30 protein-coding genes are annotated in these 26,664 nt (G+C 37.5%); 3 read left to right on the top strand and 27 right to left on the bottom strand.

Going from position 1 to position 26,664, the window contains the following annotated elements; all coding sequences use genetic code 11:
- Positions 1–45: 45 nt before the first annotated feature.
- Complete coding sequence (locus NST00_RS00220) at positions 46–462, top strand: YwpF family protein (RefSeq protein ID WP_096550345.1); 417 nt, start codon at positions 46–48, stop codon at positions 460–462.
- 165 nt (positions 463–627) lie between these two features.
- Here the strand turns inward: NST00_RS00220 and NST00_RS00225 are convergent, their stop codons facing one another.
- The 26 genes from NST00_RS00225 to rpiB all read right to left on the bottom strand — a co-directional run bounded on the left by NST00_RS00225 (position 628) and on the right by rpiB (position 23,637).
- The gene (locus NST00_RS00225) at positions 628–1,008 is read right to left on the bottom strand and encodes a hypothetical protein (RefSeq protein WP_016839313.1); all 381 of its coding nucleotides are present in this window, start codon (positions 1,006–1,008) and stop codon (positions 628–630) included.
- Between the two features lie 128 nt (positions 1,009–1,136).
- Positions 1,137–1,526 (bottom strand): hypothetical protein, encoded by a 390-nt coding sequence (locus NST00_RS00230; RefSeq protein ID WP_016839312.1) that lies wholly within the window; start codon positions 1,524–1,526, stop codon positions 1,137–1,139.
- 202 nt (positions 1,527–1,728) lie between these two features.
- On the bottom strand, positions 1,729–2,172 hold the full coding sequence (fabZ, locus tag NST00_RS00235; protein WP_016839311.1) for a 3-hydroxyacyl-ACP dehydratase FabZ: 444 nt from the start codon (positions 2,170–2,172) through the stop codon (positions 1,729–1,731).
- Positions 2,173–2,493: 321 nt separating this feature from the next.
- Positions 2,494–2,778 carry a DNA-directed RNA polymerase subunit beta gene (locus NST00_RS00240; protein WP_339289198.1) on the bottom strand — a complete coding sequence of 95 codons (285 nt, stop codon included), beginning with the start codon at positions 2,776–2,778 and terminating at the stop codon, positions 2,494–2,496.
- 37 nt (positions 2,779–2,815) lie between these two features.
- The gene (locus tag NST00_RS00245) at positions 2,816–3,655 is read right to left on the bottom strand and encodes a flagellar hook-basal body protein (RefSeq protein WP_168412729.1); all 840 of its coding nucleotides are present in this window, start codon (positions 3,653–3,655) and stop codon (positions 2,816–2,818) included.
- 14 nt (positions 3,656–3,669) lie between these two features.
- The gene (locus NST00_RS00250; RefSeq protein ID WP_016839308.1) at positions 3,670–4,488 is read right to left on the bottom strand and encodes a flagellar hook-basal body protein; all 819 of its coding nucleotides are present in this window, start codon (positions 4,486–4,488) and stop codon (positions 3,670–3,672) included.
- Positions 4,489–4,745: 257 nt separating this feature from the next.
- Positions 4,746–5,744 carry a rod shape-determining protein gene (locus NST00_RS00255; RefSeq protein WP_016839307.1) on the bottom strand — a complete coding sequence of 333 codons (999 nt, stop codon included), beginning with the start codon at positions 5,742–5,744 and terminating at the stop codon, positions 4,746–4,748.
- A gap of 257 nt (positions 5,745–6,001) precedes the next feature.
- Positions 6,002–6,259 (bottom strand): sporulation transcriptional regulator SpoIIID, encoded by a 258-nt coding sequence (locus NST00_RS00260; protein WP_340709474.1) that lies wholly within the window; start codon positions 6,257–6,259, stop codon positions 6,002–6,004.
- Positions 6,260–6,485: 226 nt separating this feature from the next.
- The gene (locus NST00_RS00265; RefSeq protein WP_016839305.1) at positions 6,486–7,145 is read right to left on the bottom strand and encodes a M23 family metallopeptidase; all 660 of its coding nucleotides are present in this window, start codon (positions 7,143–7,145) and stop codon (positions 6,486–6,488) included.
- A gap of 192 nt (positions 7,146–7,337) precedes the next feature.
- Positions 7,338–8,291 carry a stage II sporulation protein D gene (gene spoIID, locus NST00_RS00270; protein ID WP_340709475.1) on the bottom strand — a complete coding sequence of 318 codons (954 nt, stop codon included), beginning with the start codon at positions 8,289–8,291 and terminating at the stop codon, positions 7,338–7,340.
- A gap of 699 nt (positions 8,292–8,990) precedes the next feature.
- Positions 8,991–10,307, bottom strand: coding sequence for a UDP-N-acetylglucosamine 1-carboxyvinyltransferase (gene murA, locus NST00_RS00275; protein ID WP_168412838.1), 1,317 nt, complete (start codon positions 10,305–10,307; stop codon positions 8,991–8,993).
- Positions 10,308–10,678: 371 nt separating this feature from the next.
- Positions 10,679–10,924 (bottom strand): DUF1146 family protein, encoded by a 246-nt coding sequence (locus NST00_RS00280; RefSeq protein WP_016837232.1) that lies wholly within the window; start codon positions 10,922–10,924, stop codon positions 10,679–10,681.
- Positions 10,925–11,024: 100 nt separating this feature from the next.
- A complete protein-coding gene (locus NST00_RS00285) occupies positions 11,025–11,432 on the bottom strand; it encodes a F0F1 ATP synthase subunit epsilon (RefSeq protein WP_016837233.1) in 408 nt (135 codons plus the stop codon).
- A gap of 25 nt (positions 11,433–11,457) precedes the next feature.
- Positions 11,458–12,873 (bottom strand): F0F1 ATP synthase subunit beta, encoded by a 1,416-nt coding sequence (gene atpD, locus NST00_RS00290; RefSeq protein ID WP_096550335.1) that lies wholly within the window; start codon positions 12,871–12,873, stop codon positions 11,458–11,460.
- Positions 12,874–12,920: 47 nt separating this feature from the next.
- Positions 12,921–13,787 (bottom strand): ATP synthase F1 subunit gamma, encoded by an 867-nt coding sequence (gene atpG / locus NST00_RS00295; RefSeq protein WP_016837235.1) that lies wholly within the window; start codon positions 13,785–13,787, stop codon positions 12,921–12,923.
- Between the two features lie 79 nt (positions 13,788–13,866).
- Positions 13,867–15,378, bottom strand: a complete 1,512-nt coding sequence (atpA, locus tag NST00_RS00300; RefSeq protein ID WP_016837236.1) for a F0F1 ATP synthase subunit alpha — start codon at positions 15,376–15,378, stop codon at positions 13,867–13,869.
- Between the two features lie 20 nt (positions 15,379–15,398).
- Positions 15,399–15,941 carry a F0F1 ATP synthase subunit delta gene (locus tag NST00_RS00305; RefSeq protein ID WP_016837237.1) on the bottom strand — a complete coding sequence of 181 codons (543 nt, stop codon included), beginning with the start codon at positions 15,939–15,941 and terminating at the stop codon, positions 15,399–15,401.
- On the bottom strand, positions 15,938–16,498 hold the full coding sequence (atpF, locus tag NST00_RS00310; RefSeq protein ID WP_016837238.1) for a F0F1 ATP synthase subunit B: 561 nt from the start codon (positions 16,496–16,498) through the stop codon (positions 15,938–15,940). Before atpF ends, NST00_RS00305 begins: the two co-directional genes overlap by 4 nt.
- 189 nt (positions 16,499–16,687) lie before the next feature.
- Entirely contained in the window at positions 16,688–16,900 is a 213-nt protein-coding gene (atpE, locus tag NST00_RS00315; protein ID WP_016837239.1) for a F0F1 ATP synthase subunit C, read from the bottom strand.
- Positions 16,901–16,984: 84 nt separating this feature from the next.
- Complete coding sequence (atpB, locus tag NST00_RS00320; protein WP_016837240.1) at positions 16,985–17,710, bottom strand: F0F1 ATP synthase subunit A; 726 nt, start codon at positions 17,708–17,710, stop codon at positions 16,985–16,987.
- A gap of 29 nt (positions 17,711–17,739) precedes the next feature.
- Positions 17,740–18,114 carry an ATP synthase subunit I gene (locus tag NST00_RS00325; RefSeq protein ID WP_016837241.1) on the bottom strand — a complete coding sequence of 125 codons (375 nt, stop codon included), beginning with the start codon at positions 18,112–18,114 and terminating at the stop codon, positions 17,740–17,742.
- A 455-nt stretch (positions 18,115–18,569) separates the two neighbouring features.
- Complete coding sequence (gene wecB / locus NST00_RS00330; protein ID WP_340709476.1) at positions 18,570–19,694, bottom strand: non-hydrolyzing UDP-N-acetylglucosamine 2-epimerase; 1,125 nt, start codon at positions 19,692–19,694, stop codon at positions 18,570–18,572.
- 76 nt (positions 19,695–19,770) lie between these two features.
- Entirely contained in the window at positions 19,771–20,400 is a 630-nt protein-coding gene (gene upp, locus NST00_RS00335) for a uracil phosphoribosyltransferase (protein ID WP_016837243.1), read from the bottom strand.
- 744 nt (positions 20,401–21,144) lie between these two features.
- Entirely contained in the window at positions 21,145–22,407 is a 1,263-nt protein-coding gene (gene glyA, locus NST00_RS00340) for a serine hydroxymethyltransferase (protein ID WP_016837245.1), read from the bottom strand.
- A gap of 217 nt (positions 22,408–22,624) precedes the next feature.
- Positions 22,625–23,191, bottom strand: a complete 567-nt coding sequence (locus tag NST00_RS00345) for a TIGR01440 family protein (protein WP_168412687.1) — start codon at positions 23,189–23,191, stop codon at positions 22,625–22,627.
- A gap of 8 nt (positions 23,192–23,199) precedes the next feature.
- Positions 23,200–23,637 (bottom strand): ribose 5-phosphate isomerase B, encoded by a 438-nt coding sequence (gene rpiB / locus NST00_RS00350; protein ID WP_096550329.1) that lies wholly within the window; start codon positions 23,635–23,637, stop codon positions 23,200–23,202.
- A gap of 344 nt (positions 23,638–23,981) precedes the next feature.
- Here rpiB and NST00_RS00355 point away from each other — a divergent pair, with 344 nt between their 5' ends.
- Entirely contained in the window at positions 23,982–24,572 is a 591-nt protein-coding gene (locus NST00_RS00355; RefSeq protein WP_340709477.1) for a hypothetical protein, read from the top strand.
- Positions 24,569–26,065, top strand: a complete 1,497-nt coding sequence (locus tag NST00_RS00360; RefSeq protein WP_340709478.1) for an IPT/TIG domain-containing protein — start codon at positions 24,569–24,571, stop codon at positions 26,063–26,065. The genes NST00_RS00355 and NST00_RS00360 overlap by 4 nt, the downstream gene beginning before the upstream one ends.
- Before the next feature lie 263 nt (positions 26,066–26,328).
- Here NST00_RS00360 and NST00_RS00365 read toward each other — a convergent pair whose 3' ends face one another.
- Positions 26,329–26,661: a c-type cytochrome gene (locus NST00_RS00365; protein ID WP_016837250.1), complete on the bottom strand. Its 333-nt coding sequence runs from the start codon at positions 26,659–26,661 to the stop codon at positions 26,329–26,331.
- Between the last annotated feature and the right edge of the window lie 3 nt (positions 26,662–26,664).

Consider the following 26,664-nt stretch of genomic DNA (forward strand, 5'->3'; position numbering starts at 1 on the left):
CATCACCCTATGTTATACTTAATTAATAGTTGGGAGGTAAATTCAATGAAGACTTTCAAAATGATTTCCTTTCAATTGGATCTGGAGGGGATTGAGGTTCCACTGATTGATGGAATTACTATAAATCAAGAAAATAAAGAAAAAACGTGGATTTTGGAACTGTTTATTGAAAAACAATATCGAGAGTTGTTAGAAAAATATTTAGATTCCAAAGAATTCTTTGATGTGCAAGTGACGATTACTTCTCCGGATAATGAACCAGCACCTTTTACGGTGAAAGTGGAATCCATTGAAGAGTTTGAAGACCGAATTTCAATCTTATTGAAAGGCCATTTACGAGTTGTGCGATTAAAATATGCGGAGCAATTGTTACAATCTTTGCTGGAGAAAAACTTGTCCAATGAGGAATTATTAAGTGAATTTAAAAAAGGAATGCGCGAGCGTCCGCGGTTGAAGGGGTAAAATTAGCACCGCGATTTATAGGAGAGGGTCTTTTGCAGTTGACAAATCCTTTTTTATAAACACATGTTGAAGCCCTGCGTTTATATTTACAGATTTTGCTAAAAACAAAGGAGCTATCGCTTTGTGGATAGCTCCTGCATCATAGTAAGGGGGATTATGCGAGGATTATTCATCTTTTGTGTCGCGGTCTCTGATATCTCTAGCGTCTTCGATGGCATCTTCTTGGTTGCCACGTTCATCCCCACGAACTCCTTTATCATCAGGGATGACATCGTTATTGTTCATTACGCCATTGTTATCTGGGAAACCATCATTTACTCTATCGTTATTCATATCAACATTATTATTGTTCACGTCATTATCAAGAGTCTCATCAATTCCCTCTTGAATATCATTGACACCTTCGCGAACTCCTTCACCCACATCTTGTACGCCTCTTTCTACGCCTTCCCCTACATCGTTGATGGCGTCTTCATCGCCGTTATTATTACAGCCCACTAATAAAGCAGACCCTAACAATAAGGCATAGATGGACGGTTTCCACATAAAAAATTCCCTCCTTTCTTCGCTAATCGTCACTACGAGTGACTGATTTTAATTTGTGCGAAAAAAGAGGGAACTATCCATTATCTATTTTAGAACTTATGCCAAATTTTAGGAAAAGTTCCAGGGCGTTATTTTTGCTTCAATTGTTCTTTTAGCAACTGTTCTACATAATTCGCTTCAGCCTTGCAACCGTAAGTATAATTTGTACCTAGTTCGTTCTGCATTTTTTCAATGGATTCGATTTGTTTTTTCGTTGGCTTTTCGCTTAAAATTTTGGCGATTACTTCATCAATTTTTTGTGCAATTTCTTCATGGAATTCAGGGCTTAGTAATACTTCTTGTGGCACTTTATCAAACCATGCTGCGTTCTCTAAAAAATATTGTTGCCAATTTGCAATAAAATCTTCCATGGAAAATTGATCTTCATCCCAGCCGATGCTAGCTAAATATTGCTCAAATGCCGTCGAAATGGAGCGAGTAATACTGATTTTTACGCCCGATGATAGCTGTTTATACATTCTAAAATTAAACCTCCTACGTTTAAAAAAGCCAAGGGTGCGTATACTTGTATCTAAATAAAAATCCAACTTTTATATTTTATCTCTATTGTTAAAATTTTTCAAATTAGGAGCCATTTCAACAAATTTTACCTTTGTACTAAAGGTTGTCACAGTTCCGATGTTTTTATTCCTTTGATTTTTGCACTTCTTTTACGAAAGTTTATTTTGCCTTTGGAGCTTCTGGACCGATTGCAAATAAAATATCTGCTTCCGCTACAAGTTCACCATCAACTGTAGCAACACCATGTCCTTTTCCCATTGTACCGCGCAATTTGACAAATTCTACTTCCAATTTTAATTGATCACCTGGAACTACTTGACGTTTAAATCGGGCATTGTCGATTCCTGTTAAAAATGCCAATCTTCCTTTGAATTGCTCGGAGTTTAATAATGCAACGCCCCCGACCTGTGCCATTGCTTCTACAATTAATACACCAGGCATAACGGGATAGCCTGGAAAGTGCCCATTAAAGAAAGGTTCGTTAATGGAAACGTTTTTAATTCCAACAGCTCGTTTGCCCTCTTCAACTTCAAGAATACGGTCTACTAATAAAAAAGGATATCTATGTGGCAAAATTCCTTGAATTTGTTCAACACTTAACATATGAATCCCCCCAGTTATTCAAAATAAAACAAACGAAAGTAGTGGCTGATTTTGGACGCAAGATGTCCTATTATGTCGATTGGCACATTAGGCAAGACGCACAATATTATTGAAGAGTTTTTCATCGAAAACATTTGTAGAAACACCCAAAAACATGTCGTTAATGGAATTTGGATACAATTGGGCTCTTTCAAATCATATAAACAATGAAATGACAAGACAACCATATGTTTCTATTCACATCGCATAATAGGACAATGTGGAAAGAAAGGATGGAAGTCTCCTCCTATTTGAACTCATCTTTCCACTAATAGAAAATACCTATTCAATTCCGTTTATAATGTCAAGGATGTGTTGATACGTTTCCCATTTTAACGCATCTAATGGGTTGCCGTCACCAATTACGCCGAATCCAATCATTAGTCCAAATACGCTTGCAAGCAATAGAAGAACTAGCACAATCACGATTCTAAGCCATATAGGAATCAATCTTGTGCGATAAATTTTAAATTTTGGATGTTTCTCATTGCGATCTTGGCGTCTCGCTCTTTTTTGAGGGATGTCCTGATTCGACAAAGTAGAGCCACTTTTCATTTCGTTTGCCATTTTCTATTTCCCCTATTTTCTTAGAAGTATTTCAATATTAACGTATTCCATTGATTAATCCTAACATTTGATCTGCAATGGTAATCGCTCGGGAATTAAACTGATATGAACGTTGCGCTTGAAGTAAATTTGTCATTTCTTTAGTTAAATTAACGTTAGACATTTCTAATTTTTGATTTTCAAGACCGATATTTTCTCGCCCAAATCCTACTAAGTTTGTTAATATATCATTCTCATCATACCCTAATTCGTCTAAATTTGCAGGTACCATTATGTATGAGCCTGTTTGCTCCATTACTTGCGGTAAATGAATTTCTGTAACACCTAGTAAAAATGATTGTTCATCACCATTTATAAATTTGACTTGCAATGTGCCATTTTCATTGAGAATGAATTTTTCTACATCGTCTCTAAAGATGATAGGATTGCCATAGCTGTCTGCTACTGCATAACCGTCAGCATTTACGAGCATAACTTGTCCATCTTCGACAGGCGTAACATAAAAGTTACCTTGACGAGAATAAACCATATTGATTTCATTGTTTTCATTTGGCATTAAGATATTAAAATATTGGCGTTCTTTTGTAAATGCAAAGTCTAAATCCCTGTCTGTGTTTTGCAATGATCCTTGTGCATTGTTTGTTTGAATTTGCGAAATTTTAGCACCAACACCGTAGCGAATGCCTGGTGGCGTCAATCTTGGGGCTTGTTCATCCTTGCGAGTGTTAAAGTATTCTTGGTAAAGCATTTCTGAAAAACGAGCTTCTTTCGCTTTGTAGCCAGCAGTGTTGACATTCGCAATATTATTGCTAATCGTATCGATTTGATGTTGGACTTGATGTAATGAGTTTGTTGCAGTGAGCATTGTTCGGAGCATCCTTAACTTCCTCCTTATACTTTACCAATTTCGTTTACTGCTTTTTCCATACTTCTGTCATATGCTTGAAGTACTTTTTGATTTGCTTCAAAGGCACGGTAAGCTGTAAGTAATTCGGTCATTGCTTGTGCAGGATCTACATTGGAACCTTCCAAGAATTTTTGTTTAATAGCGAAAGTGATATTTCCTTGTGCGAAAGCAGATGGCAACGCTTGTCCATTTTGAGTACGGAATATCCCGTTATTTTGTTTTACAAGTTCGTTCGCATTTTCTACATAGGCTATACCAATAGTCGCGATTTGTTGATTGTTAACGTACACGGCACCGTTGTCAGCGACTTGGAAATCTTCATTCGGTAGTTGGATGCGAGCGCCTGTTTCGGATAGAACATAGTATCCGTCTCCAGTGACTAAATATCCTTGTCCATCTAATGTAAAGTTTCCGTTTCTCGTATACGCTTCGCCACCATCCGGATGAGCTAAACGGAAAAAGATATTGCCTCCTGCTGGGATGTTTCCGTTTACTAAAGCGAAATCCGTATTAAAATTCGTTTCGTACACATCGCCTTGTGTAAAATTAGGCATTGTCTCTTGTAAGTAGATACCAGTTGAAATTGTTCCAATTTGTTGGATTTGGTTTAAATTTAACCCTTTTTTCGTAGGAACGTTTGTATCATCAATGGCAGATAAAAGCATTTCAGGAAATGAACGAATCGACGTTTGTTCAGCTTTGAATCCCGGTGTATTCACATTTGCCATATTGTTTGTTAAAATTTCCGTTTTTCTCTGCTGTGCAAGCATGCCGGATGCTGCAGTGTATAATCCTTTAAACATCTCATTCACCTCTTTTTAGCAGCTGGTTCATTTTTTTCTCTTCTTTATATATCGGCAAAAAGTCGCAAATAACTATAGTCCGTTTTTCGCTTTTCTCTAGTTTTGGTAGATGATGTTCAATTCATGTATTGATTAACTATTTGTTTCGGACGTGTGATTAGGTTATCGTTTTGATTTACATTTCCAATAAAAATACTTGCTTTACAATTTGAAATGCGAATTTATTTTTTAGATTGTAGGCGGTTTTTCATCATAAATTATAGTTTTGAACCAGGTGAACGATCAATGTTGTCTAGCATGATGCCTGTACCAATTGCAACGCAGTCCATTGGATTTTCCGCAATGAAGACTGGTACTTTTAATTCTTGCATAAGCAATTGATCAATGCCGTGAAGTAATGCACCGCCACCAGTTAAAATGACGCCTCTGTCAATAATGTCCGCAGATAGTTCTGGCGGAGTCTTTTCCAATACGTTTTTTGCTGATTGAACAATCAATGCAACGGATTCGTGCAACGCTTTTTCAATTTCAGATGAATGAATGGTAATCGTTCGGGGTAAACCTGTTACCATGTCACGGCCGCGAATTTCCATTGTTTCATCGCGACTGCCAGGAAATACAGTTCCAATGTTGATTTTAATTGCTTCTGCTGTACGTTCACCGATTAATAGTTTATATTCTTTCTTTATGTATTGTAGTATATCGTTATCAAATGTATCTCCTGCTACTTTAATAGATTCGCTTGTCACAATATCTCCCATTGAGAGTACAGCTATATCTGTTGTACCGCCGCCTATATCGACTACCATGTTACCACTTGGTTGGAAAATGTCCATGCCTGCACCAATTGCAGCCACTTTTGGTTCTTCTTCTAAATAAACTTTTTTTCCACCTGATTTTTCAGCAGCTTCACGAATTGCTTTTTGTTCAACGCTTGTGATATTTGTAGGACAGCAAATTAAAATGCGTGGTTTTGAGAAGAAGCCTTTTACGTCAAGTTTGTTGAGGAAGTGTCTTAACATTGCTTCTGTCAAGTCGAAATCTGCGATGACTCCATCTTTAAGCGGACGAATTGCAACGATATTTCCTGGAGTACGACCTACCATTTTTCTTGCTTCTTCACCAACTGCAAGCACTTTATTTGTTTTTTTGTCGATTGCTACGACAGAAGGTTCATTTAAGACAATTCCTTTACCCTTCACATAAATCAGTACGTTAGCCGTTCCTAAGTCGATCCCTATATCTTTAGAAAACATGATAATCTAATTTCTCCTTCCAAATTATTGCGACTCTAACGTTCAATATATTACACATTATCTAGAATATTTTATCATATAAAAATTCTAATTACATCTAAATTATGGGTATTTTTGACTTTTTTCAACCTTTTTCATTTTTTTGTTCATGTAAGAATCCTTTTTATTTTTTTTGGATTTTGCGATGTGTACATTCAGTATGTGAAAATGAAAAAGCATTCAGCCTGACTTTATGCAAAGCCAAACTAAATGCCTTTTCATTGATTTTTTTGGGACTGCCACTTTCTACGTGTTGCCTCGCCCCCTCGCAAATGACGAACGGATTTGTGATAGGCTAATATTTCTCTCACTTCTTTTGCCAATTCTTCATTTACTAGTTGTAATCGTTCCGTTAAGTCTTTGTGCACCGTACTTTTTGAATATCCTGTCATTTTCGCAAGGACTCGAACCGTCTCACCCGTTTCCACAAGCAGCTTTCCCAGTCGAACGCAACGGTGCCGAATATGCTCGTGCACGTTCTCTTCCTTTCTATCGGATATAAGAAAGTGCAGTTTTACTAACAATAAACAATCTATTTCGACGTTTTTCTGATACATGTATTTCATTGACGTTTGCAATTAGCGATTTAACGTTTATTCACAATATGTATGTTTCGCATTTTTCAGAACTTTTTTTCCCAGGAAAGTACAAAAGCGCAGCCCAATAAGACGGAATTTGTCTTTCAGGCTGCGCTTTTATCCATTAGAAGTTTAAATAATTTCTTGGGTTTACATGTTTTCCATCTTCTAACACCTCAAAATGAAGATGGATGCCGGCAGTTGGATTCCATTCGTTTTCAATCGTAGTTGCGATTGGTTGGCCTTGTTCCACTAAGTCCCCTTCTTTTACAAGGATGTCAGATACGGAACTATAGTGGGTTTCCATTCCGTTAGGGTGTGCGATGATAATTTTATTTCCAGTGAAAGAATCGAGCTTCACTTCTTTCACTTCACCGCTCATTGCAGCTAGTACTTCAAATGGCTCGTTGTTAATAGAAATTGACAATCCTGATGATGTTGAGAATGTTTGATCAAATACTAATAGTGCATTTTCACGTGTTTTTGCATCCGCATTCATGTCATAGAAGTCTTGTAATACTTTTACGTTTTCTAGTTGACTTTCATCAAAAGGATATTTTAGTGTTTCTGTTCGTGCATTTGTTTCGATGACTGGTGATTCATCTTGTACAGTTGGTTCGTTCACCGTTTCATTTTCATCTTCACGAGTGAGTGCTGAATAAGTGAAAATTAGACCAATGAGTACTACTGCAATGCCCCCGTATATTGTTGGCCAAAACCATGGTTTTTGCTGCCAGTTTGTTTTTTGAGAAGTTTTATTTTGTTTGTTGTTATCTTCTCTCATTTGTTCATCACCTCTAAATGAAGGATGAACAAGTTTTGGAATTTCTAAACAATATTTTTGGAAAATTTCACTATTTTTTGCATATTATTTTTTCGCTCGTAATATTTGTTTATTAGCGTATGAGTTTAGGTCAATTTGTTCCAGAGTTTGATGATTGTTGAACTGCCCGTTAGTTGTTGATGTTAAATGCTTTTATTTTTTACACATCATTTTTTCAATGGTTGTGCCTTTGTAATAATGTGAAAGAATTTCATGAGCTGATCTTCCTTGTTTAGCCATCGCATCAGCTCCATATTGGCTCATACCAACACCATGTCCGTAGCCTTCTGCTGTGATTTCAATTTTGTCATTCACAACTTGTATGGTGAAATCTGTTGAGCGTAAATCAAGCAATGTTCGAAAATCACGACCTGTCCATTCTTTATTGCCAGCAATTACTTTTTCTACCCTCCCAGTATTGTTTTGTTTCGTACGGATTTTTTTAATATCATCGAGCGTCATGTTGACCTTTAATAGTTTATTCCATTCTGCTAAAGTGAGCGTTTTTTTCGAAACATAGTTTTCTGCATGAAAGTCCGCACTAGCCACTGATTGAAGATATGGTAAGTCGACCCCACTGTAATTTAGGGAGCTTTCTGTTCTGCCGTTACTCATTGAATGAAACATCGCAGTAATAAGTTCACCGTCATATTTCAGTACTTCTCCTCTAGTGCTTTCTACTGCTTGTCTAATTTTTTGCTCGTATTCATCAAAAGTTGATTGCCAGTTTGCTTTTCTCGTATCTTCATCATAAAATACTTGTCTTAAAACAGTCGGTTCGATTTCCGTTTGGCCATTGTTTGTTGATTTTAGCACGTAGGTTCTTGCGGCAATCGCTTGAGCTTTTAATGCTTCAGGATGAAAGTTTGCCGGCATTTCCGCTGCAACCACACCAACGACATATTCTTCTAGAGGAATAGGATCCTTTTGTCCTGTGATGCGAATATAAATATTGCATTCTTCTTCTGCAACTACTAATGGCCCTGACGCTTCTTTTAAAGTTTTGTTTGAGTTTTTGAATAAAAACGGCAAGAAAAATAAAGCTAAAATAAATAGTGCAATCGAGAAAATGGGGATTAGATTTTTGTGAATTTTTAATGGTTTCATACATATTACTTATGATTTGAAATGAGGAAATATATCTTTTTTATAGAAGATTTTGGGGATAGGAATTTTCATTTGGTTGGAAGAAGTGGTATTGCTTTAAAGTTGGCGTATTTCTTAACCAATTTTGTTGTATTTAGAAAGCACATTAGGTTTATTTGGCTAGTATCTAATTACTTTGGAAGAGAATTTTTCGTGTGGCTATTATTTTTGCTGACTTGACTATTATCCTGTCGGGGTTGGCTATTATCTTCCCAAATTTGACTATTATCCGATGTCTCAGGAAGCGATTTTTTTCGAATGGCTATTATTTTCTATGAGTTGGCTATTATCTTGTCAGGTTTGACTATTATCTTCCCGAATTTGACTATTATCTAATGTCTCTGGAAGCGACTTTTTTCGTGCGACTATTATTTTCGAGGACTTGACTATTATCTTATCGGGTTTGGCTATTATCTGTCCCTGTTTGACTATTATCCAATATATAAGGATTATTTTCATAAATTTAACGAATAACTCCCTCCATTCACTATCTTGTCTTTCAAGAAGCAAATAACCCTTTCTGCTTATTAAATGAAAGACAAAAATAAAACGACAAAACCTCACCCACAAGATTTTGTCGTTCTTTCCACGATTGATGGGAATAAATTAAACACACATAACATATTGTACAGTAGAAAAATAGATTGCCCTTAAAATCACTTACACATTTAACGTAGTTTCCGTCGTAACAATTGGTTTCTCTTCAATTGTATTGCTAGAAACGCGTTCAATATTTGCCCCAAGCGCACGCAATTTCTTTTCGAAGTCGACATATCCCCGATCCAAATGATGCAGTTTTGTTACGCGAGTGACTCCTTCTGAAGCTAACCCAGCTAAAATCAATGCTGCAGCTGCACGCAGGTCCGTTGCTGCAACCTCTGCACCTTGCAATTTCACTGGTCCTTCGACAAACGTTGAACGGCCTTCAATTTTCAACGACGCATTCATGCGACGAAACTCTTCAACATGCATAAAGCGATTTTCAAAAACCGTTTCCGTAATGATACTCGTTCCTTGAGCTGTTAACATTAACGCCATCATTTGGGCTTGCATATCTGTAGGGAATCCTGGATATGGCATCGTTTTCACATCAACTGCTTTTAACGGTTCAGATGCACATACTCGAAGTCCATTTCCTTCTTCCGTAATCTTCACGCCCATTTCACTCATTTTTGCAATTAAAGCTGTCAAATGTTCAGGAATCACATTTTCTATTAAAATATCACCACGAGTAATTGCTGCAGCTACCATAAAAGTCCCTGCCTCAATTCGGTCTGGAATTACATGATGAATTGTTCCGTGCAGTTCATCCACACCTTCAATGCGGATTGTGTCAGTTCCTGCTCCTGTGACACGACCACCCATTTTGTTGATGAAATTTGCTAAATCGACAATTTCCGGTTCTTTTGCTGCATTTTCAATAATTGTTGTTCCTTTAGCTAAAGCAGCAGCCGTCATGATATTTTCTGTTGCTCCCACACTTGGAAAATCTAAATAAATATTCGCACCTTTTAAACGATTTTCCACTTTTGCTTCCACATACCCATGACCGAAGGAAATTTTTGCTCCCATGGCTTCAAAACCTTTTAAATGCAATTCAATTGGCCGGGAACCAATTGCACAACCACCAGGCATTGCAACACGAGCATATCCATTTCGAGCTAAAAGAGATCCCATCACTAAAATTGAGGCGCGCATTTTGCTAACATAGTCAAAGGGAGCTTCGCTTAACAATTTCTTTTCAGCATTTATATGAAATTCATTATTTTCAACATCATATTTTACTTCAGCATTTAAGCTTTTTAATACTTCATTTATGGTATGAACATCCGCTAAGTTCGGGACGTCTTTTATAACACTAGTATTCTTAGAAGCTAGCAACGAAGCAGTTAAAATTGGCAATACGGCATTTTTTGCCCCTTCTATTTTAACTTTTCCTTGTAATCTTCGGCCTCCTGTAACAATCATTTTATCCACAAATCGTCCCTCCGAATCCATTCTCCAATGATGTTTATCACAATCAATCAATAAAAAAACAAACCATATTCATAGTAATGCTTAAATCAAATATTTACAAGTGACTAAAAATACTAATTTCAGATATTTTTCATCATATATCTACAATTATATATTACGCACAACAAGGATTGATGGTGAATTTTTACGAAATATTAAATTTTGCTTACTTTTCCAACTTTTTATGTCATTTTTGTCTCAAAATTATCTACATGATTGCCCAGGAAATAACACGTATATGTATTGTAACGACAAAGGAGTCATAAATTGTCATTTGCCCTTACAAACCATATAAATAATAGAAGGGAACTGTTGTGCAAAATAAAAGTACATTACGAAAAAATAAACGGTAATTGTTTTGATAAACCTGTAAAATCAAGGACAAACTTTGATACACTGTATCCTAAAACAATGCTTAACAATATATACATGAGTTGAATTTGAAAAGTCTTTCCCTTTTTAAACACGACATCTAATCGAATAGATTGCAATGCATAGAATGCAATACAAATAAATAGAATATGGGAAAATAATCCAATTGCGGCTTGAATTCCAATAGTTTGATAAATATTATTCATATGCACGTCTCCTCAAACAGGATAGTCTAATTAAAATGATGTATCTTCAAAGAAGGATATAACATATTAAAAGCGGACAGTTAAACTGCCCGCTTATTCATTAAATTCTACCCTCATAAACGTTGATACGATTGATCGCACGTTTCAAAGCTAATTCTGCCCGTTTAAAATCAATGTCATCGGACTTACTTTGTAAACGTTCTTCTGCTCTTTTCTTTGCTGCTTGAGCGCGAGCAAGATCAATGTTCTCAGCAACTTCAGCTGAAGGTGCCAGAATCGAGATTTTATCTGGACGAACTTCAATAAAGCCACCGCTAACGGCTACTGCTTTTTGTGAACCGTCTGCTAACTTTAGTTTTACCGCACTGATTTCAAGCGGTGCCACTAAAGGAATATGACCTGGAAGAATACCGATATCCCCAGAAACTGTTTTAGCAATTACCATTGCGATTTCTGAATCGTATACTGGGCCGTCCGGAGTGACAATATTGACTTGAACTGTCTTCATTTTTTTTCCTCCTCCGTCCGTAACATTATACCTCTACGCCCATTGCTTTAGCTCTTTCGATTACGTCTTCAATGCTTCCTACTAAACGGAATGCATCTTCTGGTAAATGGTCATATTTACCTTCTAAGATTTCTTTGAAGCTGCGCACTGTGTCTTTTACAGGAACGTATGAACCTGGTTGACCAGTGAATTGCTCAGCAACGTGGAAGTTTTGTGATAAGAAGAATTGAATGCGACGTGCACGTTCAACTGTTTTCTTATCTTCTTCAGATAATTCATCCATACCTAAGATTGCGATGATGTCTTGTAATTCACGATAACGTTGTAATGTTTGTTGTACACCACGAGCTACTTGATAGTGTTCTTCACCAACGATTTCTGGTGATAACGCACGAGAAGTAGATGCTAGTGGGTCCACCGCAGGGTAAATACCCATCTCAGATAATTTACGTTCAAGGTTTGTTGTAGAGTCTAAGTGAGCGAATGTTGTAGCTGGAGCCGGGTCAGTATAGTCGTCGGCTGGTACATAAATCGCTTGAATAGATGTAATAGAACCTTTATTTGTAGATGTGATACGTTCTTGTAAGTTACCCATTTCTGTAGCAAGTGTTGGTTGGTAACCAACGGCTGATGGCATACGACCAAGTAGGGCTGATACTTCCGAACCTGCTTGCGTGAAGCGGAAGATGTTGTCGATGAATAAAAGTACGTCTTGACCTTGTTCATCACGGAAGTATTCTGCCATTGTTAAACCTGTTAGGGCAACGCGCATACGTGCACCAGGTGGTTCGTTCATTTGTCCGAATACCATGGCAGTTTTACTAATAACTCCGGAATCGCTCATTTCATGATATAAGTCGTTACCTTCACGAGTACGTTCACCTACACCAGCGAATACAGAGATACCACCGTGTTCTTGTGCGATGTTGTGAATTAATTCTTGGATAAGTACCGTTTTACCTACTCCGGCACCACCGAATAGACCTACTTTACCACCTTTAATATAAGGAGCTAATAAGTCAACTACTTTAATACCTGTTTCAAGAATTTCTACTTTTGTAGATAATTCTTCAAATGTTGGAGCTTCGCGGTGAATTGGATCACGACGAGCTTCTCCTGGAATATCTTCTTTTTCGTCAATTGGTTCACCAAGAACGTTGAATACGCGTCCTAGTGTTACTTCACCAACTGGAACAGAGATTGGTGCATTCGTATTTGTTACTTCCGCGCCACGTTGAAGACCGTCTGTAGAGGCCATGGCAATTGTGCGGACAGAGTCGTCACCAAGATGTAATGCTACTTCTAATGTCAAAGTAACAGTATCTTCACCAGGACGATTGATGTTAACTGTTAAAGCATCGTAGATATTTGGTAATTGTCCGTTCGGGAATTTTACGTCAACGACTGGACCCATTACCTGAAGAACATGTCCTTTGTTCATTCCTGTGTACCCTCCTATCGTACATTTATACGCAACAAGAAGCTAGCCTATTGGATGGCTTCTGCTCCACTAACAATTTCAGTAATTTCTTGTGTAATCGATGCTTGACGAGCACGGTTGTATTCAAGTGTAAGTGTTTTAATAAGTTCATTCGCATTATCTGTCGCTGTTTTCATGGCAGTCATACGTGCAGCATGTTCACTTGCTTTCGCATCAAGTAGAGCACCATAAATTAAGCTTTCAGCATATTGAGGGAGCAATACTTCTAGAATTGCTTCCGCATTTGGTTCGAATTCATACGATGCTTGAAGCCCTTCTGTTGCAGGCGCTAAATCCGTAATTGGTAATACTTTTTTCTCTGTCACTACTTGTGAAATAACGCTCACGTAGTGGTTATAGTACATATAAAGTTCATCATATGTACCATCAGCGAACATACCAACAGCTTTTCGTGCGATTTGTTTAATTTGGGAGAATGATGGTTGGTCAGGAAGGCCGACAACGCTATCAACAACATTTAAGCCACGCTTTTTAAAATAATCTGTAGGTACACGCCCTATTGATAAAATGACATACTCGTCTTTTGATTTATGACGTTCTTCTATCGTACGTGATAATTCACGAATTACGTTCGCATTATAAGCTCCAGCCAATCCACGGTCGGAACCAATAATGATATAACCCGTCTTCTTAACAGGGCGAGCTGTCAACATTGGGTGTGAGACATCTGATGCGCCGCTAGCAATCGATGCAACAACGTCTTGCACTTTTTCCATATAAGGAACGTAAGCTTTTGCATTTTCTTCCGCTTTTGATCTTTTAGAAGCGGACACCATTTGCATCGCTTTTGTAATATGCCCTGTTTTACGCGTTGAGTTGATTCGGTTTTTAATATCGCGCAAACTTCTTGCCACTGGTATTTCACCACCTTTTCATTTTAGTCATCATTCGTGCTACGAATCAGCAGAAGATCTTTCAGCAAAGCTGAAAGAATCATTCTTCTGATTTAGCAAATTGGTTTTTGAATTCTGTAAGAGCTGCTTTGAAGTCTTCGTCTGATGGTAAATCTTTTGTAGTACGAATATGTTCTAAAATGTGAGTGTGGTTTACATCTAACCAGCTGTACAACTCATTTTCGAAACGACGGATATCTTTTACTGGAATATCATCTAAGTAACCGCGAGTTAGAGCGTAAATGATTACAACTTGATATTCTACTTTAATTGGTTTGTTTAAGTCTTGTTTTAACACTTCAACTGTACGCTTACCACGTTCAAGTTTTGCAAGTGTCGCTTTATCTAAATCTGAACCGAATTGAGCGAATGCTTCAAGTTCACGGTACGCAGCTAAGTCAAGACGCAATGTACCAGCAACTTTTTTCATCGCTTTGATTTGCGCAGCACCACCTACACGGGATACGGATAAACCGGCGTTGATCGCTGGACGTACACCTGAGTGGAATAGGTCAGATTGTAAGAAAATTTGTCCGTCTGTGATTGAGATTACGTTTGTTGGGATGTAAGCAGAAATATCCCCAGCTTGTGTTTCAACGAATGGAAGAGCTGTAATAGAACCTGCACCCATTGCGTCACTTAATTTCGCAGCACGTTCGAGTAAACGGCTGTGTAAGTAGAATACGTCACCTGGGTAAGCTTCACGACCTGGTGGACGACGTAATAACAATGAAAGCTCACGGTAAGCTGCTGCTTGTTTAGAAAGATCATCGTACACAATTAAAACGTGTTTACCTTGTAACATGAAGTGCTCAGCCATTGAAACCCCAGCATATGGTGCTAAGTATAATAATGGTGCTGGTTGAGAAGCTGATGCTGTGATAACGATTGAATAATCTAACGCACCGTTTTTACGAAGCGTTTCAACAACCGTACGAACTGTAGATTCTTTCTGACCGATTGCAACGTAAATACAAATCATGTTTTGGTCAGCTTGGTTTAAGATTGTATCGATTGCGATAGATGTTTTACCTGTTTGACGGTCACCAATGATTAACTCACGTTGACCACGGCCGATTGGTACTAATGCGTCAATCGCTTTAATACCTGTTTGCAATGGTTCGTGTACAGATTTACGAGCCATAACCCCGAAAGCTGGGCTTTCGATTGGACGAGTTTTTGTTGTATTGATAGGTCCTTTTCCATCCACTGGCATACCAAGTGGGTTTACTACACGACCGATTAATTCTTCACCAACTGGAACTTCCATGATACGACCTGTGCGACGAACTGTATCGCCTTCTTTGATGCCAAGGTAGTTACCTAGAATAACGATACCGACGTTGCCTTCTTCTAGGTTTTGTGCCATACCCATTACACCATTTTCGAACTCAAGAAGTTCTCCTGCCATACAGTTGTCGAGGCCATGAGCGCGTGCGATACCGTCACCAACAGTGATTACAGTACCAACTTCATTTACTTCTAATTCAGATTGGTAGTTTTCAATCTGCTTTCTTAACAGAGCGCTGATTTCTTCAGCCTTGATGCTCATGAATGTCACCTCTCACTTTTCTATTTATTAACGACTAACGTGCGTCTGAGACTATCTAATTTATTCGCTACAGTGTTATCGAAAATCATGTTTCCAATTTGAACTCGAACTCCACCAATCACTGATGGTTCAATCACATTCGTAATGTTCAATGACTCTTTGCCAACTAATTTTGCGAAAGAAGTAGAAATGTCTTTTTTCTCTTCTTCTGTTAGTTCGCGTGTTGAGTATACTGTAGCTTCCGCAGTGCCTTGAGCGTCAGCTGCTAATGTTTTAAATGCTTCTGCAATATTCACTAATTCATTGATACGTTTTTTATCAATTAATAATTTGATTGTATTTAGTAAGATTGAATTCGCTTCCTTGAAAAGTTCGGAAACGATTTCCTTTTTTCGTTCAGAAGAAAACTTTGGATTCGTCAATAATGAAATGAAATCACGATTTGCACTTACGACTTTTGTCATTTCTTGAAGTTCTTGATTCACTTCATCGACGATATTTTGTTTTTGTGCTACAGAAAAAAGTGCTTCGGCATAGCGATTAGCTACAGTAGATTTACTCATTTCGCTTCGCCTGCCTTAGCAATCGTTTCTTTAATTAATGCACTGTTATCTTCTTCAGAAATTTCTTTTTCAAGCACTTTAGATGCTGCAAGAACTGAAAGTGAAACCACTTCTTCACGCAATGAAGCGATCGCTTTTTCTTTTTCTGTTTCGATTTCACGAACAGCAGATTCTTTTAAGCGATTTGCTTCTTGACGAGCTGTTTCAACGATTTCATCACGCTGTGCTTCAGCTTGCTTTTTCGCGCTTTCAATAATTTTTTGTGCTTCTGTGCGAGCTTCTTTTAATAATGCTTTTTGCTCTTCTAAAGCTTTTGCAGCTTCTTTGCGAGCATTTTCAGCCGCGTCGATTTCACTTGCAACTAATTCCTCACGTTGTTTCATGATGCCCATTAATGGACCCCATGCAAATTTCTTTAATAATGCCATTAATACGAGGAAGATTACTAATGTTGCAAGAATATCTCCAAGGTTAACTACTTCAGCAACATCTGAACCTAATACTAGATATTCAAAATTCACGATTGTTTCACTCCCTTCAAGAGCTTCAAATTCCATTTAGTCTGCCCTACTTCAGTTCATTTCCAATCGAAAATTTGAAGAGAGCCTTTTATTTTCAAATCTATTGTTTGTGATTTAAAATTGTTTCTAACAGTCATTTTTATAAAAAATGGTTGCAGTTAAACCTTTAAATAAAAGGAATGGCGAAGTTTCTTATACAAATCATCCTTCGCCACACGGAACCAATTATCGGTTCATTACGATGAACGCAACTACTACAGCGATGATCGGTAAGGCTTCTACTAACGCTACCCCGATGAACATTGTAGTTTGAAGAACGCCACGTGCTTCTGGTTGACGTGCAATTCCTTCTACTGTACGAGATACGATTAAACCGTTACCAATACCTGCACCTAGTGCTGCTAAACCAATTGCAATTGCTGCTGCTAATAAACCCATCTTAATATTTCCTCCTTGGAATTATTTTTTTATTTTTTTGAGATGAAATGCATAATGTGAATATTACACTATGACTTTATAAAATTAATGGTCTTCACTCACTTTGTGTGAAATATAAACCATTGTTAACATTGTAAATACGAAGGCTTGGATAAAGCCGATAAAGATTGAGAATCCTAACCATGCCATTGTTGGGATAATGGCACCGATAAAGCCGAATATTGTTGAGCTAGCTAGTCCAGCAAGTAGACCTAATAGAATCTCACCTGCATAGATGTTACCGTAAAGACGCAAACCAAGTGTTAACGTGTTTGCAAACTCTTCGATTATTTTTAATGGTAATAAGAATGCTTTTGGCTGAACAAAAGTTTTAGCATAGTGTCCTAAACCATGCAACTTAATACCATAGAATGTTGCAAGTACTGTTACCATTGATGCTAACGTTAATGTTACTACAGGATCTGCAGTTGGTGATTTCCACCATAAATCTCCATGTATATAAATACCTGAGAATGGTAGACCTAAAAGGTTCGCAACTGCAATAAACATAATAAGCGTGATTCCTAGAACGTGGAATCGACCACCTGTTTTCCAGTCCATGTTGCTTTTGATAATCCCTTTTACAAAGTCCATTACCCATTCCATGAAGTTTTGCATTCCCGTCGGCTTCAACTTTAAGTTTCTCGTTGAGATGAACGCGATTAAAAATACTATTGCTGCTGTTACTAATAACGTTAAGACAGTCGCTAAATTAAATTTGATAGGAAGGCTTCCTAAAAACAGAGTAACCTCCGGTGCTCCATGTTCCATTTCTTGCACTCACCTCACTTTCAAATGACCTATTTTCTAGTTTTGAGTAAACTGATGAAGGCCTCGATAAAGAGGAAAATATAAGGAATCATTAGCCCGATGACTGAGCTAACAACATTGAAGTATTTTGGCAACGCGATCGGAATTGCTACTGCAGCTACTGCAGAGGCAAAGCGTAAACCTGAACCAAGAGACACTGTTCGTTTTCCCTCTTGATAGGAACGGTCAAACTTGTCCATTCTTCGAACAAGAATCCAAAAGTTGTAAGTACCAAAGAGCGCACCAATCCCTATTCCCGAGAAAATTGTCGGATATGGCGTAAAAAACCATCCTATTATACATAGGGCAAGCAAAAAAAATAAAGCTTTTTTCTGCTTAATAAAAATTTGGTGCAAATCCAACATTGGTTCAATCTCCTGAATCCTTTTTATTCGCCGTGCCTATTGAGTTATACAAGAGTTTAGTGTCAAGTGGAAACAAATTTTACATATTTTCTCTGAGGGCAAAATTTTTTACCGCTATGTATTTTTCCCTTTTTATTACTCTTGTATTCAGACTCTTCCAACGTTGCAAAATTTCATTCTTTGTTTCCACTGTTTGCATAGTAGAAACTTGATATTACAAGGGTTTGAAAATCATTTTGTAATAGAATCCCCTTAATATTCATACACTTTGTAAGCATACAATAGGGGCTTTTTGATGTCAATTAGTTTTAGTGAAAATCTTCACAGCGAACTTACTTTGTCAAAATATTGACAAATTTCCAACAGAGAATCTATTTTAGACGATTTTTATTGTTACAAAATTTAATTTTCACAATATTTTCTACTTATTTAATAGAATCGAATTTCATGTAAAATTATTGTTTCTTCTCAAGGAAATATGTTAATAGCGCATCAACAATTCGACGAGATGCGAAGCCGTCACCATATGGATTGGATGCTTTCGCCATTTTCTCATATGCATTTTGATCTTCTAACAATTCCTTCGCTAAATGATAGATAGTTTCTTCATTTGTTCCAGCAAGTTTTAATGTCCCCGCTTCAATGCCTTCTGGACGCTCTGTTGTATCACGCAATACTAGTACAGGTTTTCCTAATGATGGTGCTTCTTCTTGCACGCCTCCTGAATCCGTTAAAATCATATACGAGCGGGCAGCAAAATTATGGAAGTCAAATACTTCAAGCGGTTCGATTAAATGAATTCTCGAATCATCACCTAAAATTTCATTTGCTACTTCTCTTACAGCTGGATTTAAATGAACTGGATATACTACTTGCACATCTTCATGTTCTTGAAGCAAGCGTTTGATTGCTCGGAACATGTGACGCATAGGTTCTCCTAAATTTTCACGTCGATGTGCTGTTAAGAGAATCATGCGATCGTTTCCGATTTTATCTAAAATCGGATGTGTATAGTGTTCTTTCACCGTTGTTTTTAATGCATCAATAGCTGTGTTGCCTGTGACAAAAATCGTGTCGGGATTTTTGTTTTCTTTTAGCAAGTTTTGTCTAGATTGTTCAGTCGGTGCAAAATGCAAGTCGGCCATGATGCCAGTAAGTTGTCTGTTCATTTCTTCTGGATACGGTGAATATTTATTGTGAGTTCTTAATCCTGCTTCAACATGTCCAATTGCAATTTGGTTATAAAAGGCAGCAAGGCTACCTACGAAAGTTGTTGTTGTATCACCATGAACTAAAACGATGTCTGGTTTTGCTTCCTTCATGACTTGATCTAAACCTTGAAGAGCATTCACCGTCACATCGATTAACGTTTGTCGATCTTTCATGATATTCAAATCGTAGTCAGGTCTAATATCGAAAGTTTCAAGCACTTGATCAAGCATTTGTCGATGCTGTGCCGTTACTGTGACAATTGATTCGATTTCATCTTGATATTTTTTTAGCTCCAACACGACCGGTGCCATTTTGATTGCTTCAGGCCTAGTACCGAAGATGGTCATTACTTTAATTTTATTTGTCAACGGATGATACTCCCTTCTGATTGTGCAAAATTTGCAGAAAACGCCCTTCATTTTGAAGGACGCATCTATTTTTTATTTATTTCGTACCGAATAGACGGTCACCCGCGTCACCTAAACCAGGAACAATGTAGCCATGTTCATTCAATTTTTCATCTAAAGCTGCAATGAAGATGTCTACATCCGGATGAGCTTCTTGTAATACTTGTACTCCTTCCGGTGCTGCAATTAAACACATAAACTTAATGTTTACTGCTCCTCGCTTTTTCAACGCGTTAATCGCTTCTACAGCAGAACCACCAGTTGCAAGCATTGGGTCTACTACGATAAATTCACGTTCTTTTACATCTTGAGGAAGTTTTACATAGTACTCAACTGGTTTTAACGTTTCAGGATCACGGTATAATCCGATATGACCAACTTTGGCTGCAGGAATTAATTTTAATACTCCGTCAACCATTCCGATTCCCGCACGCAAAATTGGAACAAGAGCGATTTTCTTACCTGCAAGTACTTTTGTTTTTGCTCTTGTAATCGGTGTATCGATTTCAATTTCTTCTAATGGCAAATCGCGAGTGATTTCGAATGCCATTAATGTTGCTACTTCATCAACAAGTTCACGAAATTCTTTCGTACCAGTATTTTTATCGCGAATATACGTTAACTTATGTTGGATTAGTGGATGATCAAATACATATACTCTACTCATGTAGTTCGCTCCTAACTTCTGAAAATATTAAATTTTTATCGTCTATACGGACTAAAGGTGGATTTTATTGTTCCACATTATCCAAATCAGTATAACAAAAAACATTTCATTAGAAAACAAATAATCGATGCATTTACATAGTTGTCAATTTCTTTTAAAAGTCGAAAATGTTTTGGAAGTTTATTTATGTCCTATGTAATTTTCGCAGGTTTTCAAGTGAATTATTACAGTATTCTGTGCGATGAAGTCTGTTCCTACAAGGAATTGGGACGTGGATTTTATTGATGGCTGCTAGGGTGGTGACTATTATCCCTTCTTTTTGGAGCGATTTTTTCCCTTTGGCTATTATGTGCACAGGGTTGACTATTATCTTCCTTTGTTTGGCTATTATGCTTTTGATTTTGACTATTATCCATTTATTCATGTAGTTATTTTTCCCCTTTGGCTATTATGTGCACAGGGTTGACTATTATCTTCCTTTGTTTGGCTATTATGCTTTTGATTTTGACTATTATCCATTTATTCATGTAGTTATTTTTCCCCTTTGGCTATTATGTGCACAGGGTTGACTATTATCTTCCTCTGGTTGGCTATTATGCTTTAAATTTTGACTATTATCTCTTCATTCGAAAAGTCATTTTTCCCTTTAGCTCTTATTTTGTAAAAAGCCGTTTCTGGATTAGCTATTCTCCACTCCCTCATAAAAAAATCCCGCTCAAACAGCTTGAGCGGGCATAAGAGGAATTATTCCCCTACTACTAAGTCTTCATAAATAGGATATTTATCTGTTAAAGCTTTAACACGTGCAAGTGCTTCCTCTTTTACAGCTTCATCTTCAGGGTTTTTCAATACTTTCGCAATGATTAAACCAACTTCTTTTGTGTCTTCTTCTTTAAAGCCACGTGTTGTAATTGCAGGCGTACCGATGCGAATACCAGAAGTAACGAATGGTTTTTCTTCATCGAATGGAATAGAGTTTTTATTTACTGTAATTTTTACTTCATCTAATAATTTTTCAGCTACTTTACCAGTTAGACCTACGGATTTAACATTTACAAGCAATAAGTGGTTGTCTGTTCCGCCTGAAACAATTTGTAATCCTTCAGAAATTAAAGTTTCCGCAAGAACTTGAGCATTTTTCTTAATTTGTTTTGCATATTCTTTGAATTCCGGTTTTAACGCTTCTCCAAATGCAACCGCTTTTGCAGCAATAACATGCATTAATGGTCCACCTTGAATTCCAGGGAATACTGCTTTATCGATTTTCTTTGCTAATTCTTCATCGTTTGTAAGTATTAACCCGCCGCGAGGACCACGTAACGTTTTATGCGTTGTTGTAGTTGTGAAGTGAGCATATGGTACAGGAGACGGATGTTCACCAGCAGCAACAAGGCCAGCGATGTGAGCCATATCCACCATGAAATAAGCGCCAACTTCATCCGCAATCTCGCGGAATTTTTTGAAATCAATTTCTCTTGGATATGCTGAAGCTCCCGCAACAATCAATTTTGGTTTATGTTCTAATGCTTTTGCACGAACATCATCATAATCAATCACATTTGTATCTTTTGTTACGCCGTATTCAACGAAATTGTATTGAACACCAGAGAAGTTTACTGGTGAACCGTGTGTTAAGTGACCACCATGAGATAAATTCATCCCTAATACTGTATCGCCAGGTTGTAAAATTGTATAATACACCGCCATGTTTGCTTGAGCGCCAGAGTGTGGTTGAACATTGGCAAATTTCGCACCGAATAGTTCTTTGGCACGCTCGCGAGCAATCTCTTCTACTACATCCACATGTTCGCATCCACCGTAATAACGTTTACCTGGATAACCTTCTGCATATTTGTTTGTTAACACTGAACCTTGTGCTTCCATTACGGCTTCAGTCACGATATTTTCAGATGCAATTAATTCAATGTTTTCTTGTTGACGTTTCTTTTCATTTAAAATTGCTTCTAAAACTGCCTTGTCCTGTGCTGCTAGTTTTTCATAAGCCATCAAAGATCCCCCTATTGTTAAGTTTTTAAAGTTAAGTGGGAAAAGGTTCCACTTATTATACAACTAGTTTAAATAGAAGTTTTCCAACTGCTCGAAACTTTAAATTATTTTAACTATTCTTTCTGATTTAAATATAAAACAAATCACAGTTATTTTCACTATTATATAGGTACATTGAGTTATCGAAAATTATTAAAAAATCTATCAATTAAAATGATTAATGGCATGTTTTTCCTTCTTGCCGTTCATAAACTGCACGGCTACCACCGATGAGCTTTGGCCGAGTTTTTGCCGTAGTAACAATCGCTTCTCCGATTTGACGTACCGATGTGCGAACAGGAACGACTACTTCTTTTAAATGCATGCCAATGAAAGTTTGTCCTATGTCTATTCCTGCATGCGCGCGAACATGTTCTACGACGACTGGATTGTTCATTTTCGTATAAGCGTATGCACTCATCGATCCTCCAGCAGTTGCAACAGGAATTACAGATACTGGCTCTAGGCCATACTTCACCGCCGCTTCGTGTTCTAATGTTAATGCGCGGTTAATGTGCTCACATCCTTGAAAAACAAGATAAATATGATGTTTCTTCGCAAATTCATCCAATGCTTCATATAGCACTTGAGCAATTTCCATAGAGCCAGCAGTTCCTATTTTAGAACCTTTTACTTCTGATGTAGAGCAGCCTACGACAAATAACTGTCCAGGCATCATTTCAACTTGCTCTTCAAACTCTTTCAATAGCTGTATTATTTGATTCCGAATGGTTTCTAGAGCCATTGGACGACTCACCCTTCAAGTTCAGTAATTTTATTTACACGACGTTCATGACGACCGCCTTCAAAATCAGTATTCAACCATGTTTTTACGATTTCTCGCGCAAGACCTGGACCAATGACTCTTTCTCCCATTGCAAGTACATTTGAGTCATTGTGACATCTCGTAGCTTTGGCACTAAATACATCGTGAACTAGTGCGCATCGAACACCTTTTACTTTATTGGCAACGATGGACATACCAATTCCCGTTCCACAAATTAAAATGCCTCGGTCGTATTTTCCGCTTGCTACTCCTTCCGCCACTGGAAGAGCATAGTCTGGATAATCAACCGATTCAGATGTTTTTGGACCAAAATCTTCATATTCAATATTCATCTCGTCTAACAGATCCATGATTTCTTTGCGTAAATTCATGCCACCATGGTCTGATGAAATTGCTACTTTCACCTGTTTACCTCCTAAAGCTTATTTACCAACAGTGTACCACTAATTATAAAAGATTAACACGGATTTTCACATCCTTTTCAGCCTATTTTTTATGAAAATACGAATATTTTTTCACCAAACATAAAAAATCGTTCATTTTTCATACAAAATCTTATCAAATTTCCCCTTTTTCTTTAAATTATTCGGAATTTTTCTTTATACCAAATAGTTCTTAAATCCTTTCACCTATCGTACTATTTCCATATACAGGATCGATAATTCTTTATTTTTCCACTTTTACTGTAATATGACGTTCATATCTTCCATTTTATTGGAAGAAAATATAAAACTTAAAGGGGGATTTGTTGTTAATGATAGCTGGGGGAAAGTGGTTTGTAGGGGTTTTATTTGCTGCACTTCTCGTTACAGGCTGTAGCGGAGGAAATTCAAAATCAGAGGAAAATAGCAACAAATTAAGTGAAACAACCGAAGAAAATTCTATTGTTGTACTTGGTGACACAATTAATTCTCACCTACAGGCTGATGCAGTTTGTGTAGTAGATAGCCGATTTGAACGAGGACATACGATTGTATTCCGTGCAAATGTTGTTGACCAAACTACCAATGAAACAGTAGAAAATGCGAAAGTCAAAGTGGTTTTAGCAACTGGGGATGAGTACGAAATGAAGCTTGGACCGCACGGACAAGAAGGAACTCTCCTTTATACAGTAAGTTGGACAGTACCAGATGACTTCCCTACTGGAACTTTAGATTACAAGATTGTTGCGGAAGTGGACGGAAAAGAATTTTTCTATGAACCATTCAATGTTTCATTATCTAAATTAACGATTCTTGAAAAGGGTGAGGAAGCGAGAATGTTATTGGAGACACAAACACCAGAAGAAGATTCATCTGAAGAAACGGCACCTTCTGAAGGTGAGGAATCTGCTTCATGATGAATAGAAATCGGTTCATCACACTACTATTATTGATCGCAATCATGGCAGGCTGTACTGTTACTAGTCAAGAATCTGAAAAAACAAATGATGAAGCTAGAAATGAGTCTGAACAAAATGCTTCCGAACAAAAAGATATGAATTTAATAGGAAAAGTGTCATTAAGTCAAAATAGCGGCCTTATTGGAGATGAAGTTACTCTTACCGTTGAATCATTAAAGCCTGATACACCATTAAAAGTCGTATGGGTAGATATGATTGGTTCATATCAGATAGAAGATAATTATTCTTTTATCGGAGCCGCTTATGAACCGGTGGAAAAAATTGTATCAGAAGGAACAACCGATACTTCTGGTCAATGGAAAGGAACTTTTTCTATTCCAGATGGATTTGGCGATGACCACGATATTCTCATCTATCAAGAAGATGAAGTTGTCGCAAAAGCCAATTTCTTTGTTGAAACAGTGTTTACGATGAGCCCAACTTCTGGCCCTCCTGGAACGGAAGTGATTATAAAAGGAGAAGGCTTAAGTTGGAAAATGTTCGGTAGTTTATGGCACGTAAACTGGGATAATAAGTATACAGGTATGATTACAGCGATTACAACTAACGGTAAAGCGGAAGCCGTATTCCGAGCTACAGGGAAAAAGGGGCTTCACAGCATCACAGTTGAAAGCGGAGCAAGTGGATTCCCTTATTTGAGCCGAAGCAGTTCCGCCATTAACTATATCGATACCCATTATTTCACTTTTGAAATTACAGACGATAAACCAATTACAACTGAGTCTTATGTGGAAGAGGCTCCAAAAGCAGCAGATGGCGGAATCAAGATGCCTACACCGAAAAATAAAGATGGCGTGACAGTAACACTGAATCATTCTGAAGGTACAGTAGGCGAACCTGTTGTATTAACTGCTTCTGGATTACCAAAAAATGAAAAAGTGAAGTTTGATTGGCATACAATGGTCGGTACTCGTGTTACGGCAGAGGGATATGGCCCAGAAATTTTTGACTTGGGAGAAGCAACGACTGATGACAAAGGAACTGTAACTTATGAATTTGCAATTCCTGATGATTTAGGTGGGCTTCCGCATTTAATAGATGTCAAAGTGGGAGATGAAGTCTACGGTCAAACATATTTAAGAATTTTACCTTCCCTTGTGTCAGTTTCTCCTTCATCCGGACCCGTTGGCACTGAGTTTGTGATAACAATCAAAGGTTCTGGTTGGACTGAATTCGATAATGCATTAGCGGTTTTATATAACAACAGTTATGTTGGATATATTTGTGGATTTAATACGCAAGGTACAGTGAAAGTAAAATTAGTTGCAACTGGTGATCCAGGGTATCAATTCATCGATATCTATCCATCCATTTATAAAGGACAACAAACGCAACCGACATATTATTTAAGACCGATGTTAACCTATCGAGATGATCATCCAGGCACGGGTATTCCAGCAATTCGAGCGATGTTTGAGATCACAGAATGATCTTTGTATGGCACGCATAGCTATGATGAAAAGAGCTGTTTAGGAAGTAAAAACCCTTTCTAAACAGCCTTTAATTTTTGATTGGCGGTGGATTAGTTCTTTAATTTCTCAGGTACGCTTCCATTTTATTTCACTATGGCGTATATCCCACGCTACATAAGCCCACATTTTGAACTCATGAATTAATTTCGGCAAATTCACTCCCAAAATAAAAAACCCGAACGTCATCATTTTCCGTTCGAGCTTTGTGTCAAATGCTTGTCCTACTTTAATGTCAATAAATATTCGGCTACTTCCTCTTCCTTGCCGTTTGCAGTACCAGGTGGCATTGATTTTCGGCCTTTTATCAAAATTTCAATAATCTGATCTTTTGATAATGATAGATTATGTAAACTCGGACCAAGATCACCTGATAAATCAATTCCGTGGCAACCGGTACAACTTGAATTTACAATCTTTTCTCCCTCAGCAGCAAGTGCTTCATTAATTGTTTCTTCTGATGCTGCTTCAGTTGATTCATCATGAACGCCACTGCATGCGCTGAGTCCCAAGATTAATCCAATACTTATGATGAAAACCCCTTTGCATCGTTTCAAAAC

Origin of the sequence: Ureibacillus sp. FSL K6-0165 (genome assembly GCF_038004285.1) — a bacterium.
Lineage (GTDB): Bacteria > Bacillota > Bacilli > Bacillales_A > Planococcaceae > Ureibacillus > Ureibacillus thermosphaericus.